13 protein-coding genes and 1 other annotated feature are annotated in these 14,334 nt (G+C 48.5%); of the genes, 7 read left to right on the top strand and 6 right to left on the bottom strand.

The annotated features are described in order from the left end of the window. Positions 1-26 precede the first annotated feature (26 nt). Positions 27-1,004, top strand: a complete 978-nt coding sequence (locus EJP77_RS08185; protein WP_127198723.1) for a diaminopimelate dehydrogenase — start codon at positions 27-29, stop codon at positions 1,002-1,004. 191 nt (positions 1,005-1,195) lie between these two features. Next, a complete protein-coding gene (locus EJP77_RS08180) occupies positions 1,196-1,852 on the top strand; it encodes an NADPH-dependent F420 reductase (RefSeq protein ID WP_127198722.1) in 657 nt (218 codons plus the stop codon). Between the two features lie 41 nt (positions 1,853-1,893). On the opposite strand, the gene EJP77_RS08175 is transcribed toward EJP77_RS08180, so the two are convergent. Beyond that, a complete protein-coding gene (locus EJP77_RS08175; RefSeq protein WP_127198721.1) occupies positions 1,894-2,742 on the bottom strand; it encodes a LysR family transcriptional regulator in 849 nt (282 codons plus the stop codon). Continuing rightward, positions 2,739-3,722 (bottom strand): helix-turn-helix transcriptional regulator, encoded by a 984-nt coding sequence (locus EJP77_RS08170; protein WP_127198720.1) that lies wholly within the window; start codon positions 3,720-3,722, stop codon positions 2,739-2,741. The genes EJP77_RS08175 and EJP77_RS08170 overlap by 4 nt, the downstream gene beginning before the upstream one ends. Before the next feature lie 101 nt (positions 3,723-3,823). On the opposite strand from EJP77_RS08170, the gene EJP77_RS08165 reads away from it, so the two are divergent. The 3 genes from EJP77_RS08165 (at position 3,824) to leuA (ending at position 6,946) form a co-directional block, all read left to right on the top strand. Beyond that, positions 3,824-4,318 (top strand): GyrI-like domain-containing protein, encoded by a 495-nt coding sequence (locus EJP77_RS08165; protein WP_127198719.1) that lies wholly within the window; start codon positions 3,824-3,826, stop codon positions 4,316-4,318. Positions 4,319-4,340: 22 nt separating this feature from the next. After that, entirely contained in the window at positions 4,341-4,805 is a 465-nt protein-coding gene (locus EJP77_RS08160) for a phage tail protein (protein WP_127198718.1), read from the top strand. 118 nt (positions 4,806-4,923) lie between these two features. Then, positions 4,924-5,188 (top strand) — a binding site (T-box leader). Positions 5,189-5,269: 81 nt separating this feature from the next. Further along, complete coding sequence (gene leuA / locus EJP77_RS08155; protein WP_127198717.1) at positions 5,270-6,946, top strand: 2-isopropylmalate synthase; 1,677 nt, start codon at positions 5,270-5,272, stop codon at positions 6,944-6,946. 158 nt (positions 6,947-7,104) lie between these two features. On the opposite strand, the gene EJP77_RS08150 is transcribed toward leuA, so the two are convergent. From EJP77_RS08150 to EJP77_RS08135, 4 genes are read right to left on the bottom strand one after another with little or no spacing between them, the layout of a single operon-like run. Next, entirely contained in the window at positions 7,105-7,917 is an 813-nt protein-coding gene (locus tag EJP77_RS08150) for an ABC transporter ATP-binding protein (RefSeq protein ID WP_127198716.1), read from the bottom strand. Beyond that, entirely contained in the window at positions 7,917-8,948 is a 1,032-nt protein-coding gene (locus EJP77_RS08145; RefSeq protein ID WP_127198715.1) for a FecCD family ABC transporter permease, read from the bottom strand. Before EJP77_RS08145 ends, EJP77_RS08150 begins: the two co-directional genes overlap by 1 nt. Then, positions 8,945-9,985: a FecCD family ABC transporter permease gene (locus EJP77_RS08140; RefSeq protein WP_127198714.1), complete on the bottom strand. Its 1,041-nt coding sequence runs from the start codon at positions 9,983-9,985 to the stop codon at positions 8,945-8,947. The genes EJP77_RS08145 and EJP77_RS08140 overlap by 4 nt, the downstream gene beginning before the upstream one ends. After that, a complete protein-coding gene (locus EJP77_RS08135; RefSeq protein WP_127198713.1) occupies positions 9,982-11,052 on the bottom strand; it encodes an iron-siderophore ABC transporter substrate-binding protein in 1,071 nt (356 codons plus the stop codon). The genes EJP77_RS08140 and EJP77_RS08135 overlap by 4 nt, the downstream gene beginning before the upstream one ends. A 222-nt stretch (positions 11,053-11,274) precedes the next feature. Here EJP77_RS08135 and EJP77_RS08130 point away from each other — a divergent pair, with 222 nt between their 5' ends. Together EJP77_RS08130 and EJP77_RS08125 are read left to right on the top strand one after the other, a co-directional pair. Next, on the top strand, positions 11,275-12,888 hold the full coding sequence (locus EJP77_RS08130; RefSeq protein ID WP_127198712.1) for a hypothetical protein: 1,614 nt from the start codon (positions 11,275-11,277) through the stop codon (positions 12,886-12,888). A gap of 67 nt (positions 12,889-12,955) precedes the next feature. Continuing rightward, positions 12,956-14,158 (top strand): macrolide family glycosyltransferase, encoded by a 1,203-nt coding sequence (locus EJP77_RS08125; protein WP_127198711.1) that lies wholly within the window; start codon positions 12,956-12,958, stop codon positions 14,156-14,158. The last annotated feature ends 176 nt before the right edge of the window (positions 14,159-14,334 follow it).

Below are 14,334 nucleotides of genomic sequence, written 5' to 3'. Positions count from 1 at the left end.
ATTATGAAAGGGAGGACAAGATAACCATGACTCAACCTATTTCTATTGGCATCGTCGGTTACGGCAATCTCGGACGCGGCGTGGAGGCGGCAATCCGCCAGAATCCTGATCTTCGCCTGGAGGCGATTTTTACGCGCCGCGATCCTGACAAGTTAGAGGCGGGCACACAGATGGTGTCCATTAACGATATTGAACGTTACCGCGGGAAAATCGATGTACTGATCCTATGCGGAGGCTCCGCAACCGACCTGCCGGAACAGGGCCCGGCACTAGCGAAGCTGTTCCATACGGTAGACAGCTTCGATACCCATGCGCGAATTCCAGAGTATTATGCGGAAGTGGATGCCAGCTCCCGAGCGGCAGGAACTGTCGGCGTCATCTCCACGGGCTGGGACCCGGGGCTATTCTCGCTGAACCGTCTGCTGGCAGAAGCCGTGCTTCCTGAGGGCAGCGAGTTCACCTTCTGGGGCAAAGGCGTTAGCCAGGGGCATTCCGACGCCATTCGCCGTGTTCCCGGCGTTAAGAATGGCATCCAGTACACTATTCCACGCGAAGAAGCGGTGGAACGCGTGCGCAGCGGGGAGAACCCGGAGCTGTCTACCCGTGACAAGCATCTGCGCGAGTGTTATGTAGTCGCTGAGGAGGGCGCAGACCGCGAGGCGATTGCGGAGACGATCCGCACGATGCCGAATTACTTTGCGGATTACGAGACCGTAGTTCACTTCGTGAGCGAAGAGACGCTGGCAGCAGAACATGGCGCCATGCCGCATGGCGGTCATGTTCTCCGAAGCGGGCGGACAGGTGCGGGGAATACGCAGATCGTCGAGTTCAGCCTGAAGCTGGACAGCAATCCCGAATTTACCGCAAGCGTCCTGGTCGCCTATGCCCGCGCCGCGTACCGTCTGGCGCAAAAAGGAGAGTCCGGCGCACACACCGTCTTCGATATCCCATTCGGTCTGCTCTCACCGAAATCACCGGAGCAGCTGCGCAAAGAACTGCTGTAGCGTCGCGTAAAGATGCACGTAAAGCCGCCCTTTGGTATGTGTGGTAGGGTTACACCTTCCACCTTGCCGAGGGGCGGTTTCTTTGCGTTACAGGGCCGAAACCAAAAGTGGGATGGCTGCGATTTAGTGGAACTTCTGAGACTGCTCCTTTGTTGGTATGCTGATATCAAATCAAAGAAGGAGTGGTAAACATGACAATCAGCGTACTAGGCACAGGGAATATGGGAAAAGCATTGGTAAAGCAAGCAGCAGCTTATACAGGGGGCCGAGTGTTGTGGGGCTCACGCAACCCGGGGGAAGCCGCGGAGCTTGCTAGAAGCTTCGGGCTTGCAGATCAAGTCGAGGTTGTGACTTATGAAGAGGCGCTGCAGGCAGACATCATTATTCCGGCCTTCCCCGCAGCAGCCATATTGGACTGGGCGCTCACCCACCAAGAGAAGATCAAGCACAAAATCATAGTAGATATTTCAAATCCTTTTAATGAGGATTTCAGCGGGTTCACAACGCAGTGGGGCGAATCTTCCGCTGAACGCCTTCAGTCCATCCTGCCGGAATCGAAAGTAATCGGCGCCTTTAAGAATACGTTCTTCAAAGTATTTGAGAATCCCGTCTTTGAGGATCAGAAGAGCGATGTGCTCGTTACCGGGGACGATGAAGAGGCTGTATCCCAATTCATAGAGATCTTCAAGCCGCTCCCGTTCCGCTTCATTCATGCAGGGAAGCTGGCCAATAATCGCACAATTGAAAGATTTACGCTGCTGGAATTGGAGCTTGCCGTACGATATGGAACCTACCCCTACATTTCCCTCCAACTGTTCGGGATCAAGGAAGCTGTCCCTGCAAGCTGAGGAAGCAGCGGGAATCGGCTGATCTCCAGCAGCAATCTAACTTAACGAAGCAGCCTATGAATCTTTCGGCCTTTCTCCCGGTTCATGCTTAGCACGGCGATTGTCCGCTGGGCATCCGGGTGGTCCAAGGGCCGGCTGACTAACCGATCTGGCGATAGCTGCACTGTGTAGGGTTCCGGCAGCACCGTGAGCCCTCCGCCATGGTCCACATAACCGAGGATAACTTCTTTGAAGTTAACCTCGGTTTTGATGTGCATCGGATGATTCATGGCTGTGAATAGTTCCGTGATCTTTGCGCGAATAGTACAGCCCTCCTGGTAGAGGATGAGCGGCTGGCTGCTGAGCTCGGGCAGTGTGACGGACGTTTTGGCTGCATACGGATGGCTCTTCGGCATGATCACGTGTAAAGGCTCCCGCAGCAATTCCCCCATCCATATGGAAGGGTGCATGGAGAGCCGCTCGGCTACCAAGAGCTCGACCTCCCCATTTAGGAGCATCTTGTACAATTCCGCAGTAGATGACCGATACACCAATTCCACTTCCAGTCCGCTTTCCTCTAATTTATGTAAGGAGGCCAGCAGGTACTGGGAAGCGATATCCGGCACGGATCCAATCCGAATGCGCCGCCATGTCTTATAAGGCTCAAGAGACGTAGTAAGTTGATCTAAGTGATCAAGCAGTACTGTTGCGGATTCATGCAAAACCCTGCCAGCCTCGGTTAATTCAACCCCCTGCGCGGAGCGAACGAACAGCTGCACATCAAATTGCTGCTCCAGACTTCTGAGCTGCTTGCTAAGTGCGGTATGGGTTATATGCAGAGCCTCACTGGCTTTTGCAATGCTTTTCGTCTGAGCGGTCTGCAGGAATCCTTTTAGAAATTCCGTATTCACGAACTCTTTCCCCCCTCGTATGGTGGTATGGTAATTCCTCTCCTTTGTAAACTTTCCAAGACTTCCTCCGGCGCCTCCCTGATCTTGACCTCTTCTCCCAGGAACAGAATCCAGTTCGTAACTTCCCTCAATTGTTCTGGGTTATTGGCATCGATGTAAATCTTTACTTTCGCTGTAGTCTGATAGGGATTCGTATAGGAAATAAAAGCTTTTAGAGGGTGATACTTTTTGTACTGTGCAATAGCTTCGTGACCGAGTTCAAGGACCAGGTTGATTCTCTCTTCCTGTTTGCTGAGTTTTTCTAGAATCTTCTTCCGGCTTAATCGCTTTTTCGGCTTGTAGGATTCAATATGGATGAGATTGCCGACCGGAACAATCTTCTTCTGTTCTTCGCTTAAATCAAAGCCTTCCATCTGCCATAAGCCCTTCTCATGATACAGGTACAGGAGATAGATGGGATAAGATTTCGTTCCCTTGTCTTCCTCGATTGTAATCCATAAATAAGGATCGGCAAGCAGGTTCTGAATAAGTCTCTCCAACATGGGGTGAGGGAGATCCGAGAGTTCAAGCAGGTCGGGATTATGGGGGTTGGTGCCCTCAAACAGCAGAATTTGATTAAGAAGTACGAGGTCATCCTGCTGGTTAGTTGAGATCAGGCCCAGTAACTTCTCGGCTAAAGATAGACGGCTCTTCAGATACGGGAGCTGTGCATTTCTTGTCGCCATAAAAGCAATAAAGAGCGCTTTGACTTCATCATCGGTAAAACGCACGCCAGGCAGAAGGGAGTTACGCATGACATAATACCCGCCATCCCTCCCCGCTTTGGCGACAAGCGGCATCCCCAGGGCTTCAATATCCCGGATATCTCTAATCGCAGTCGAACGGGAGATCTTAAATTCCTGCATAATTTCAGTGATGGTAAATTGAGCCCGGTTGTTGATATACCGCATGATGGTATTAATCCGTTCAACTTTATTCATCAGCGCTCCTAAAAGGTTTCATTTTTTGATACGTTTGAAGATTATGATATACCCAGATCGAGATAATGACAAATTATTCTAAGAGAAGGAAGGTTTGAAGTATGACAAATTATACGTTGGAACAAAAAGAAAGCTTTATCGTGTTTGGCCTTGGGACGGAGCTGAAGAGCCATTACACAGACTATGCCGGCATCAACCAAGAAAAGTCGGACTTCTGGCAGGCTGTTAGCAAGGATGGAAGACTGGATACGCTGAAAGCTATGGCCGCGAATGACTACATTTTTACCGTGAATGAAGCGGTCAACAACAAGATGATGTACTATGCCGGTGTCATGACAGAGGAAGCAGAGTCAGCTGCACCATCAGAAGAATCCAGCAGGGTGATCCATTTCCCTAAGGGCGAATACCTGGTTGTTAAAGGGGAAGGGGAGACGGTTGACGAATTAGGGAATAAGCTTGCCGGCATCGCCTTTGGTCAAGTGCTGCCGGAAGCGGATGATTTCGCCTATGTCGGCGGCCCGAATGCAGCGGTTGTGACAAGGCAGCAAGATGGCTTGGTACATGGGGAAATGTGGATCCCTGTTGTTCGCAAATAATGTAATCGAAGGAGAGTTGGAAATGTCCTATACTGTTGATTTCAAAGATGTATCTACGGCGGGGTTAGAATCCTCGCCTGTAGTAGATGCGCTTGCAGGTCTGCGGGCGAATGAGGCCCGTTACTTTATGAACAAATACAAACATGCATTTACGGTGGTACCGGCCAGCGAAAGCCAGGAGAACCTGGATTACGTGAACCGGATTTTGAAAGAAGAACGAGGGATTGAGTTTGCGGCCAAACCCTTAGAAACCTCGCGTTTTCAAGTGGAAAATATCCAATTCACCTACGTTTTTTATGAAGACGGACTTGCGGTTAATGTTATGTATACAGTGGATGATCCCAAGAAGCGGGCTGTCGGCTTCAAGCTTTCTGAGGGGATGGAGATCCCCAAGGAGTTAGAAGAGAAGTTTAAATTTGCTAGACAAAAGTCCAAGCTAGCGGGGACAATTCGGGGCTCGTTCTTTGTGATCAAAGGAGAATACTAAGCTCGTAATGTTGTGGCACTTCCTCCGGTCCCCCACCTTGCCAACGTTGATTTGCACGGCTGATTGCAAAAAGGCAATTGACAACAAAGTCACAGATGTTATAGCATGACTTTAATATCCTAATACGTTGATAAGGAATAGTACGCTTTTCTAAGCGCTCAGAGAGCTGTTGGTTGGTGCGAAGCAGCCGCGAAGAAGAATGGAACTCGCCTTGGAGTTGCCCGCTGAACCAAGAGAAGTAGGCGGAGCCGGAATCCTGACCGTTATCATCAGGTGGATATGAGGTTATCTGTAATTTGGGGAGCCCGTATCCGTAGAGTGCATGCCTGGGGCATGAATTCGGAGTGGTACCGCGTAAGATTTCACAGTCTTTCGTCTCTGTTATATGGAGATGGAAGGCTTTTTTTGTGTTATGCCTGCCTTGTAATGACTGAATGTCAAAAATGATGGAAGGATGGATACCTATGAAAAACGTTGATAAATACGCCAGAGGATACTTTATGCCGCCGGAGGCAAGCCTCAAATGGACTCAGAAGGAGTATATTACGGAAGCCCCGACCTGGTGCAGCGTTGACCTGCGTGATGGAAATCAGGCGCTGATCGTTCCCATGAATTTGGAGGAGAAGCTCGAATATTTCAAAATGCTGGTAGAGATCGGATTCAAGGAGATTGAAGTCGGATTCCCTGCAGCGTCGGAGACGGAGTTCACCTTCCTGCGGACATTAATCGAGCAGAACTTGATCCCGGAGGATGTTACAATCCAGGTACTGACCCAGTCGAGGGAGCATATTATCCGCAAAACCTTTGAATCCCTGAAGGGTGCGAGAAAAGCAGTCGTGCATTTGTACAACTCAACTTCTGTAGCCCAGCGGGAGCAGGTATTCCGCAAATCGAAAGAGGAGATTGTCAACATCGCTGTGACCGGCGCCAAGCTGCTCAAAGTGTGTGCATCGGAGACGGAGGGGAACTTCCAGTTCCAGTATTCGCCGGAGAGCTTCACAGGTACGGAGATTGATTTTGCGCTGAATATTTGCAACCAGGTGCTTGATGTATGGCAGCCGACGGCAGAGAATCCAGTTATCATCAACCTGCCTGCAACGGTCTCCATGTCGATGCCGCACGTCTACGCCAGCCAGATTGAGTACATGAGTGATCACTTGAATTATCGGGAGAATGTCATTCTATCGCTTCATCCGCATAACGACCGGGGAACCGGTGTGGCTGATGCCGAGCTTGGAATGCTGGCCGGAGCCCAGCGTGTAGAAGGTACGTTATTCGGTAATGGAGAGCGGACGGGGAATGTGGACATTGTTACGCTGGCCCTGAATATGTACTCACACGGGGTAGATCCGAAGCTGAATTTTGAGAATCTCCCGACGATTCTCTCCGTATACGAACGCCTGACCAAAATGAGAGTGAGCGAAAGACACCCTTACGGCGGCGAGCTTGTATTTACAGCCTTCTCCGGTTCGCACCAGGATGCGATTGCCAAGGGCATGAAGTGGCGCGAAGAGAAGGAGCCGCAGCATTGGTCGGTTCCGTATCTGCTAATTGATCCGCTGGATATCGGCAGACAATACGAAGGTGATATTATCCGCATCAACAGCCAGTCTGGCAAAGGCGGAATTGGTTATATCCTGCAGCAGAAGTATGGCCTCGATCTTCCGCAGAAGATGCGCGAGCACTTCGGGTATTGCGTGAAGAACGTATCCGATCATCAGCAGAAAGAGCTGCTTCCGGATGAGATATACGACATTTTCAATAGGGAATATGTCAATCTGAATACGCCTATCGAATTGGTTAAATATCGTATTAATGACGAGGATGACTTTGAGACCATTGCCGTTGTGCGGACGGATGACGGCGTTCAGGAAATTACAGGTACGGGGAGCGGAAGACTGGATTCGATCAGCAATGCCCTGCAAGCTTACCTTGGACTCGAATATAGCGATCTGAGCTATAAGGAGCATGCTTTGGAGATCGGTTCTAAATCGCAAGCGGTATCCTATATCGGGATCACGGCCTCAGACAGCAGCGTTTATTGGGGCTGCGGCATTGATGTGGATATTATGACCTCGTCGATAAAAGCGCTCTTTAGCGCTGTGAACCAAATGAGCCGTAGTGTGAACAAGAACAATTAATTCAACTCGCATTACAATAAGGGCCATCCCGAACAGGGATGGCCCTTATTGTGCTGTTACAGACGATGCTACCGCATTGTTGTACCCCAAGCCCCAAGCGGCACAACAATGCGTAGCTCCTCAGGTGCCTGCTGCGTTGTGCCCGAACCGTATGAGCGTTAGTCGTTAAGACCACTAACGTGATGTCGTCCTTTGGGTAAGACCAGAGGAGAACCCGATACGGGATCTTTGATCACTGTGCAGTCAAGCCCGAAGATGTCTTTAACCAATGTGCTTGTAATGACCTTGGATGGCTCACCCTCAGCTAACAGCTCTCCTTGATACAGCGCAAAAATATGGTCTGCATAGCGCGCAGACAAGTTGATATCGTGAAGCACCATGACAATCGTAGTTCCGTATTTGCGGTTAAGGTCTGTGAGCAGGTCAAGAATTTCGATTTGATAGGTGATATCCAGAAAGGTTGTTGGCTCATCCAGAAATAAAATGTCCGTTTGCTGTGCCAGCGCCATGGCTATCCATACGCGCTGCCTTTGACCGCCGGACAGCTCGTCAATATTATGATTGGCAAGCTCCGTAATATCCATAATTCTCATCGCTTCCGCAACAGCTTCCGTATCCTTTTTGGTCCATCCGCTGAGCCATGATTGATGCGGGAATCTTCCCCGCCCAACCAAATCGGCGACGGAGATTCCTTCCGGTACGACGGGGGATTGCGGCAGCAGTCCTAAGATTCGTGCTAATTGTTTTGGCGGAATCTTGCCAATGGACCTTCCGTCCAGCGTGATTGTGCCGGATGCGGGCTTGATCAGTCTGGCCAGTGTTTTGAGAAGCGTAGACTTCCCGCAGCCGTTGGCTCCGATAATCACGCTAATTTTGTTACTAGGTATAACCAGGCTTACTCCTTTAATGACCGTTTTATGATCATGGCCCGCAATGACTTGTTCGGCTTGAAAAATATGAGTCGGTTTCATTATAGTTCTCCCCTACGATTCATTCGGATTAGCAAGAAGATCAGGTACGGCGCTCCCAGTAATCCCGTTATGATGCCTACAGGGAATCTGTACTCAAAGGCAAACTGGCCAATTAGATCTGACGCCAGAACCAAATTAACACCAACCAGCCCCGCCGGAATGACGCCTGAGAAGCCGGCTCCGGCTAGTCTTTTTGCGATTGGTCCCGATAGGAAGGAGACAAAGGCAATGGGCCCCGTTGTCGCGGTAGCCATAGCAATCATGCAGACAGAACTTAAAATTAGCAGGACTCTTGTCTTGTTCGTGTCCACACCGAGCGATGAAGCCGATTGTTCTCCAAGCTCCAATATACTTAGATGTTGTCCCAGCACGATTACGATAGGCGCCAGGACAATAACGGTGATAATCAGGGGCGGGAGTTCTTGCATCCCGGAGCCATTGAGGCTTCCGGTGAGCCATCGGAGTGCTGCCGGAATATCCTGCTGTGCGCTCACCAGCAGAAGATAGGATATCACCGCGTCAAGCATGGCTTGTATGCCAATTCCAATAAGGATTAACCGCCCGACTGAGAAGGTCTTTCCTTTGGACAAAATATAAATTAACAGCACTGTAGCCAGGCCGGCTATCACAGATGCGATGGATACTATAGCCCCACTGGCATGAAGAATGATGATGCAAAAGACAGCTGCCGCGCTAGACCCGGAGGTAATCCCGATTACATTCGGGTTCGCAAGGGGATTACGCAGCATGGTCTGGAAGGTGTAGCCGGCAAGGCCGAAGGCAAATCCGGCAAAAAGACCTGCCAGCATTCTCGGCAGACGTATCGTATTCACTGCAAAGGACACACCTTTGAGGTGCTCTCCCGTAAGGGCACGGATTACATCACTAACCGGGTAAATGGTGCTCCCGAGTAGAAGCATCGCGCAGCAAAGCAGACATGCAAGTGCCGCAAGGAGGCTGGTAACAAGTATCCACCTGCGGCGTCTTTGGCGCCGGCCAGCCATAATAAATTCAATAGATTGATTGTTCATAATGATCGCACTTTCGATTTCATAGCTAGGATGATGAGAATTGGAGCTCCAATAAATGCGGTAACAACGCCGACTTCAAGCTCTCCCGGACTGCCGAGGAGCCTGCCGAGTATATCCGATATCGTCAAAATGATGGCTCCTGAAATTGCGGACATAGGTATTACAAAACGCAAATCAGGGCCAAGAATAAGGCGTATGACGTGCGTGGATAAAAGGCCGATGAAGCCAATAGGGCCTGCTAGCGCAGTAGCCGCCCCGCACAACAGAACACCCGCAAGAGCGGCAATAAGCCTCAGTGTTCCTGTTCGAACGCCCTGCCCGGTCGCCACCTCATCACCCAGTGCCAGGGCATTTAGGGCCGGAGCGGTAATGATCGCGATTAAAACCCCGATGATCAGAAACGGGACAAATGTAGCAATTGCACTCCAAGAAGCCGAACCGACGCTTCCCACTTGCCAGAACCTGAACTGATCCATGACATAAGAGCGGGGAATCATGATGGCGGTGACCAGGGAGGACAGGGCGGCAGTTGTTGCCGCTCCTGCCAGCACAAGCTTGATGGGCGTGGCTCCACCACGTCCCACCGAGCCAACGCCGAATACGAATACAGCCGTAATCGCAGCTCCCGCCAAAGCCAGCCATATGTATTCGTTAGCGGTACTTATGTTGAGGAATGCAATTCCGCACACAACAAACAAGGACGCGCCTGTGTTAACGCCCAGTATACTTGGGTCTGCAATGGGGTTGCGGGTGACCGACTGCATGAGTGCGCCGGATACTCCGAGTGCCCCACCGCACATCAAGCTGAACACAGTCCGGGAGATCCGCTTGCGGACTACGTTTGCTCCGTAGGAATCCACGTCTTGACGAAATAAACCGTCGAGCAGTTCATGAATCCCCACCAGCCGAGAGCCTAAGACCAGAGAGGCTGCCGCACATAGTCCCAGCAGAACTAAGCAAATCACTATTACGCGTGTGAAATTTCTCGGAACGTGCGGGCGCAGCTCCCTTTTTCCTGACACTGAATTGCTGCTCATTTGATCTTGTTAATAGCACCTTCGATTAATTTGAGGTACTCATCAATGGTATAAGCGATCGCGAGAGGATTCGGGTTCCCAGCAGCAGCCAGAGGCGTACCGTCACCAATGAACACAACAGAGCCCCGCTGGATTGCAGGAATTTTGCCAAGCAGAGGATCAGCTTTCACCGCTTGATATAAGTCTTCGCCGCCATACCCGATCAAGATATCGGCATCATTAAGCATGTCTGCGTTCTCAGCACTTAGATTCACGGAATAGCTGGTAGGATCCTTAATCTCCTTCGTCACACTTTCCGGATAGACCATGCCAAGCTCTTGCAGGAAAGAGCCGCGGGGATCTGCAGGTGTATAAATATGTAGTTTGGACATATCTTTAGCCGAGAAGTTGACCCAGACCACCTTTTTGCCCTTAATCTGAGGGTAGGCGCTGACCTTATCTTGAATTAATTTCTCAGTATCCTTAATGAGCTGTTCGCCCTCTGCCTTCATGCCCATACCTGTGGCATTCAACAGGACTTGCTCGCGCCAAGTGGTTAACCATGGTGTGGTTGGATAGGCCACAACTGGAGCGATTTTACTAAGAGTATCGTAGTCCTCCTGGGTTATACCGGAGTAAGCGGCAAGAATGACATCCGGGTTGGCGTCCGAAATTGCCTCGAAATCAAGACCGTCCGTATCCTGGAAGATGTTCGGCTTGTCCGCGCCCAGTTCCTTGAGCTTTTTGGCTGTCCAAGGCAAAAGTCCACTGCCATCCTGAACACCATAATTTGCTGCAGAGAAGCCTACAGGTACAACCCCGAGCGCGAGGGCAACATCATGATTCGCCCATTGAATGGTGACTACCCGTTTGGGTTTGCTCTCGATTACCGTTTCACCAAAAGCATGCTTGATCTTAATCGGATATTCTGCATTTGCGGTAGGAGTTTCGGCACTTGCCGAAGCACTCTCAGCGGGCGTCGATTCAGGGGTCGAACCAGATTTCTGACTTGAGCAACCAGCTAGTGCCAGTATCAATACAATAGAGATTAATAGTGTGTTTAATGAGGACCTTCTTTTGGTATTCATGTGTGCATCCTTTCTTATTGGGAGAGTATTTTTGATCTCATTATTTGATAATGATTATCATTGTCACCTAATATATATTTAGTTTTAATGGATTGTTAATGAAAATTTTGGATTGTGATTTGTCTAGTTGACTTTTATACATCTTCTTGATATCTGGAAGGAAGTAACAACGAGGACCCAGAAAGTATTAATTATTAGATTATTAGGGGAGTTATGAAAGATATGGGCACATCATTCGTTAACCTGCAAATTAGATCAAACTCAATTCGTGAAATAGAAAAAATATTACCGGGTAGTACTGCAGGGTCTTTCTCAGATGGATGGACTACCATCATAAGTGAGCACTTCCAAGTCGGAGACATTGAAAAGGTGGCAAAGAAATTATCAAAGGCTATCACCCAAAGTGTCATGTCTGTTGAATATCACGATGATGATGTGCTAAGGATGTCTATATACAGAAACGGGAAAACAATGACAAGTCATATCACTGGTGGTGAGGGATATGGCCTACCAAGGAAACCTGGAAAATCGAAAGTATTTATTGAGGAGTTAGGTTTTGATTTAAGCGAAGATAAGTATTTAAAAGCGATACTCGCTTGTGAGGACTTAGGGAAAAAGATAGAACTACTCCAGCATTTCTTAGGTGTTACAATTTCGATAGATCACAAGATGATGCTAATAGATGATTCGGTAAAGGAGTATCATTGTCAACGTGACCTAACCATAATTGAGGAATATATTAAAGAAGCAAGTAAGAGAAATCGTATTAAGAATCAAACAAAGGCACATCTTCTTGAAGAATTTGAGGGAGCCATGATTGATATATTAGGTGATCATAAATATCTCATCGGCATTCCTCCATATGATAGAAGTACTGATTCCTACAAGCAGGAGCTGATCTATACCTTTATTCCAAACGGTACTTTAGAACCTATGTTTGACGTAAGCTCCTTCCAACACCGAAGAGGAGGTGGCCTTCTAATGGCTGCCAATAGTTATCTCTCTTACTTCAGTCTTCTCAGAAGACAATATTATTTGTTTGATTATGATGGGCAAATGCTATCCCAATACCCCTTTCCCTGGAGTGGTATGGAAGCTAGTCCAGTCTACATACTTGAGGAAGGCAGCTTTCTAGCCATTGACAATCACAGGACATGGCTGGGTGAATATGGGCCGGATTTTAAGAACAAATGGAAGATCCCATTCCCTGGGTTTCCTTATTACAATAATAATGCGATATATTCATGCAAAATTGACTCTTCTGGTCAATCCTCGGAGCTCATGAAATTAAATCGCAGCGGGCAGGTTGTAGCATCATTACGTTTAAATTATGAAGGTTATCATGATCGAAAAGGGAGATTTTTATTTGATGAAATAGGAAGAACCTTCTATTGCTGCAGTGCGATGACTGCTAACGGACCGGGTATGAAGATCTTCGTTCTCACCGAACAGATGGAATTGATTAGAGAGTTAGATTTAGAGAGCAGGAGTATTTTTTCTGTAGTGTTAGATTCTAAAAATCATAAACTATTTGTGCACTTATATGATAAGGAGTTTCTCGTGATTGATACGGAGTCATTCCTTATTCTCTCCCGTAGGAAGTGGGAGGAGGACTCTACCTTTTTGACCGTAGATTCACATGGAAGAGCTGTTGTACTCACGGGAGTTAGCAGTATTGTATTACTAGATACGCATTTGAATGACATCTCGCGCCATCGGCTTAAGGGATTGGTATTTCAAGAATTCACCAATGAAAGAGGCAACCTCTGTCTTCTTACAGGAACCGAAGAGGGTGGTGCCGGAAGTATGAAGATACGAGTGTATGAAATAAAGTAATTTGATCCAAAACTAACTTTCGTAACGGAGAACGAAAATGGAGACCCAACGCTAAGGAGTGGTATAAATGGCGCGTGTTTTGTTTATTAATGGTGGCTCAGAGGGACATATTAATCCTACTATTGGGGTTTTGCAGGAGTTAATTGCACGTGGAGAAGAGGTCGTGTACTTCTGCATAGAGGCTTTTCGGAAGCGGATGGAGAGGACGGGCGCTATCGTTCGTACCTTTGACGATCAAAGGTTCATTAAAGCCTTCATCTCAGGAGGAAGGAATTATCTGCTCGAAAGGGTTAATGGCCTGCTGCTTACGGCTGATGTCGTCATACCTAGCGTGCTTGAACAGATCAAGGATGAGCATTTTGATTACATCATTCATGACTCAATGTTTGGCTGTGGGCATCTAATTGCTCAGATCCTTAAGCTTCCTGCAGTCAACTCTTGTACTTCCTTTGCGCATACAACCGTATCCTTCGATAGAACGCTGGAACGGTCTTTTATAGAAGCCCCAATAGAAATAGTTAAGCCAATAAAGGATAGATTTCAGATCCTAAGGGTCATGGTAGAGGAGAAATACGGGGTACAGATCCATTCTCCATACGAGGTGTTCTGCAATCCGGCGCCGCTTACTCTCGTGTATACAACAAGGGAGTTCCAACCCCATGAAGAAGTGTTCGACCAAACTTATAAATTTGTGGGCCCATCTATCTCTACAAGATTAAATGGCGATCACTTCGACCTTACCGCAATCAAGGGGAAGTACCCAATTTATATCTCACTGGGCACAGTCCTCAACCAAGCCACTGATTTCTATAAGCTGTGCATGGAGGCACTGGGGAACACAGAGCATACGGTGGTCATGTCTATTGGAGATAAGGTGCAGACTTCTGATTTAGGGGAGATTCCTGATAACTTCATCGTCAAAAATTACGTTCCGCAGACCGATGTCCTGCAATACGCCAAGTTATTTATTACACATGGAGGGATGAACAGTGCTCATGAGGGCCTCTATTACGGGGTTCCGCTCATTGTAATCCCGCTAAGCGCGGATCAGCCGGTCATTGCGAGGCAAGTCGCTAGTATCGGAGCAGGCACCCAACTGCAAATGCCAAGCTTGACTGCAAATGAGCTGCGCGAGACCGTAGATCATGTGTTAAGTCTCCCCTCTTACAAAAAGGCCGCTGCAAGTATGAAGGAATCCTTCCAGAGATCAGGCGGATATCAGCAGGCTGTCGATGAGATTCTTGAGTTTGCTAGTCCATATCATATTTAAAAGCGAAAGGCCATCCCACAAAGAATGGCCTAGTGAGTCTGAGAGAGGCAGTGATTGTAAAGCAGCTGGAATAAGACGCCTCTGCTTATTGACGGTCTCCATAACAACTAAGAGGCATCAATATCATCGCAAGCCTCATAGACGATTTGGCCCACGAGCGCTACACTAGGGAAAGC

The organism is Paenibacillus zeisoli (assembly GCF_003994465.1).
GTDB classification, from domain to species: Bacteria; Bacillota; Bacilli; order Paenibacillales; family Paenibacillaceae; genus Fontibacillus; species Fontibacillus zeisoli.
The sequence above is the reverse complement of the archived record's forward strand: the minus strand, read 5'-3'. Positions and strand labels throughout refer to the sequence as shown.

Coding starts and splice junctions, on each gene's coding strand:
- EJP77_RS08125 (WP_127198711.1), top strand. CDS start 12,956: ATGGCGCGTGTTTTGTTTATTAATGGTGGCTCAGAGGGACATATTAAT.
- EJP77_RS08145 (WP_127198715.1), bottom strand. CDS start 8,948: ATGAACAATCAATCTATTGAATTTATTATGGCTGGCCGGCGCCAAAGA.
- EJP77_RS08165 (WP_127198719.1), top strand. CDS start 3,824: ATGACAAATTATACGTTGGAACAAAAAGAAAGCTTTATCGTGTTTGGC.
- EJP77_RS08135 (WP_127198713.1), bottom strand. CDS start 11,052: ATGAATACCAAAAGAAGGTCCTCATTAAACACACTATTAATCTCTATT.
- EJP77_RS08130 (WP_127198712.1), top strand. CDS start 11,275: ATGGGCACATCATTCGTTAACCTGCAAATTAGATCAAACTCAATTCGT.
- EJP77_RS08140 (WP_127198714.1), bottom strand. CDS start 9,985: ATGAGCAGCAATTCAGTGTCAGGAAAAAGGGAGCTGCGCCCGCACGTT.
- EJP77_RS08185 (WP_127198723.1), top strand. CDS start 27: ATGACTCAACCTATTTCTATTGGCATCGTCGGTTACGGCAATCTCGGA.
- leuA (WP_127198717.1), top strand. CDS start 5,270: ATGAAAAACGTTGATAAATACGCCAGAGGATACTTTATGCCGCCGGAG.
- EJP77_RS08170 (WP_127198720.1), bottom strand. CDS start 3,722: ATGAATAAAGTTGAACGGATTAATACCATCATGCGGTATATCAACAAC.
- EJP77_RS08180 (WP_127198722.1), top strand. CDS start 1,196: ATGACAATCAGCGTACTAGGCACAGGGAATATGGGAAAAGCATTGGTA.
- EJP77_RS08160 (WP_127198718.1), top strand. CDS start 4,341: ATGTCCTATACTGTTGATTTCAAAGATGTATCTACGGCGGGGTTAGAA.
- EJP77_RS08150 (WP_127198716.1), bottom strand. CDS start 7,917: ATGAAACCGACTCATATTTTTCAAGCCGAACAAGTCATTGCGGGCCAT.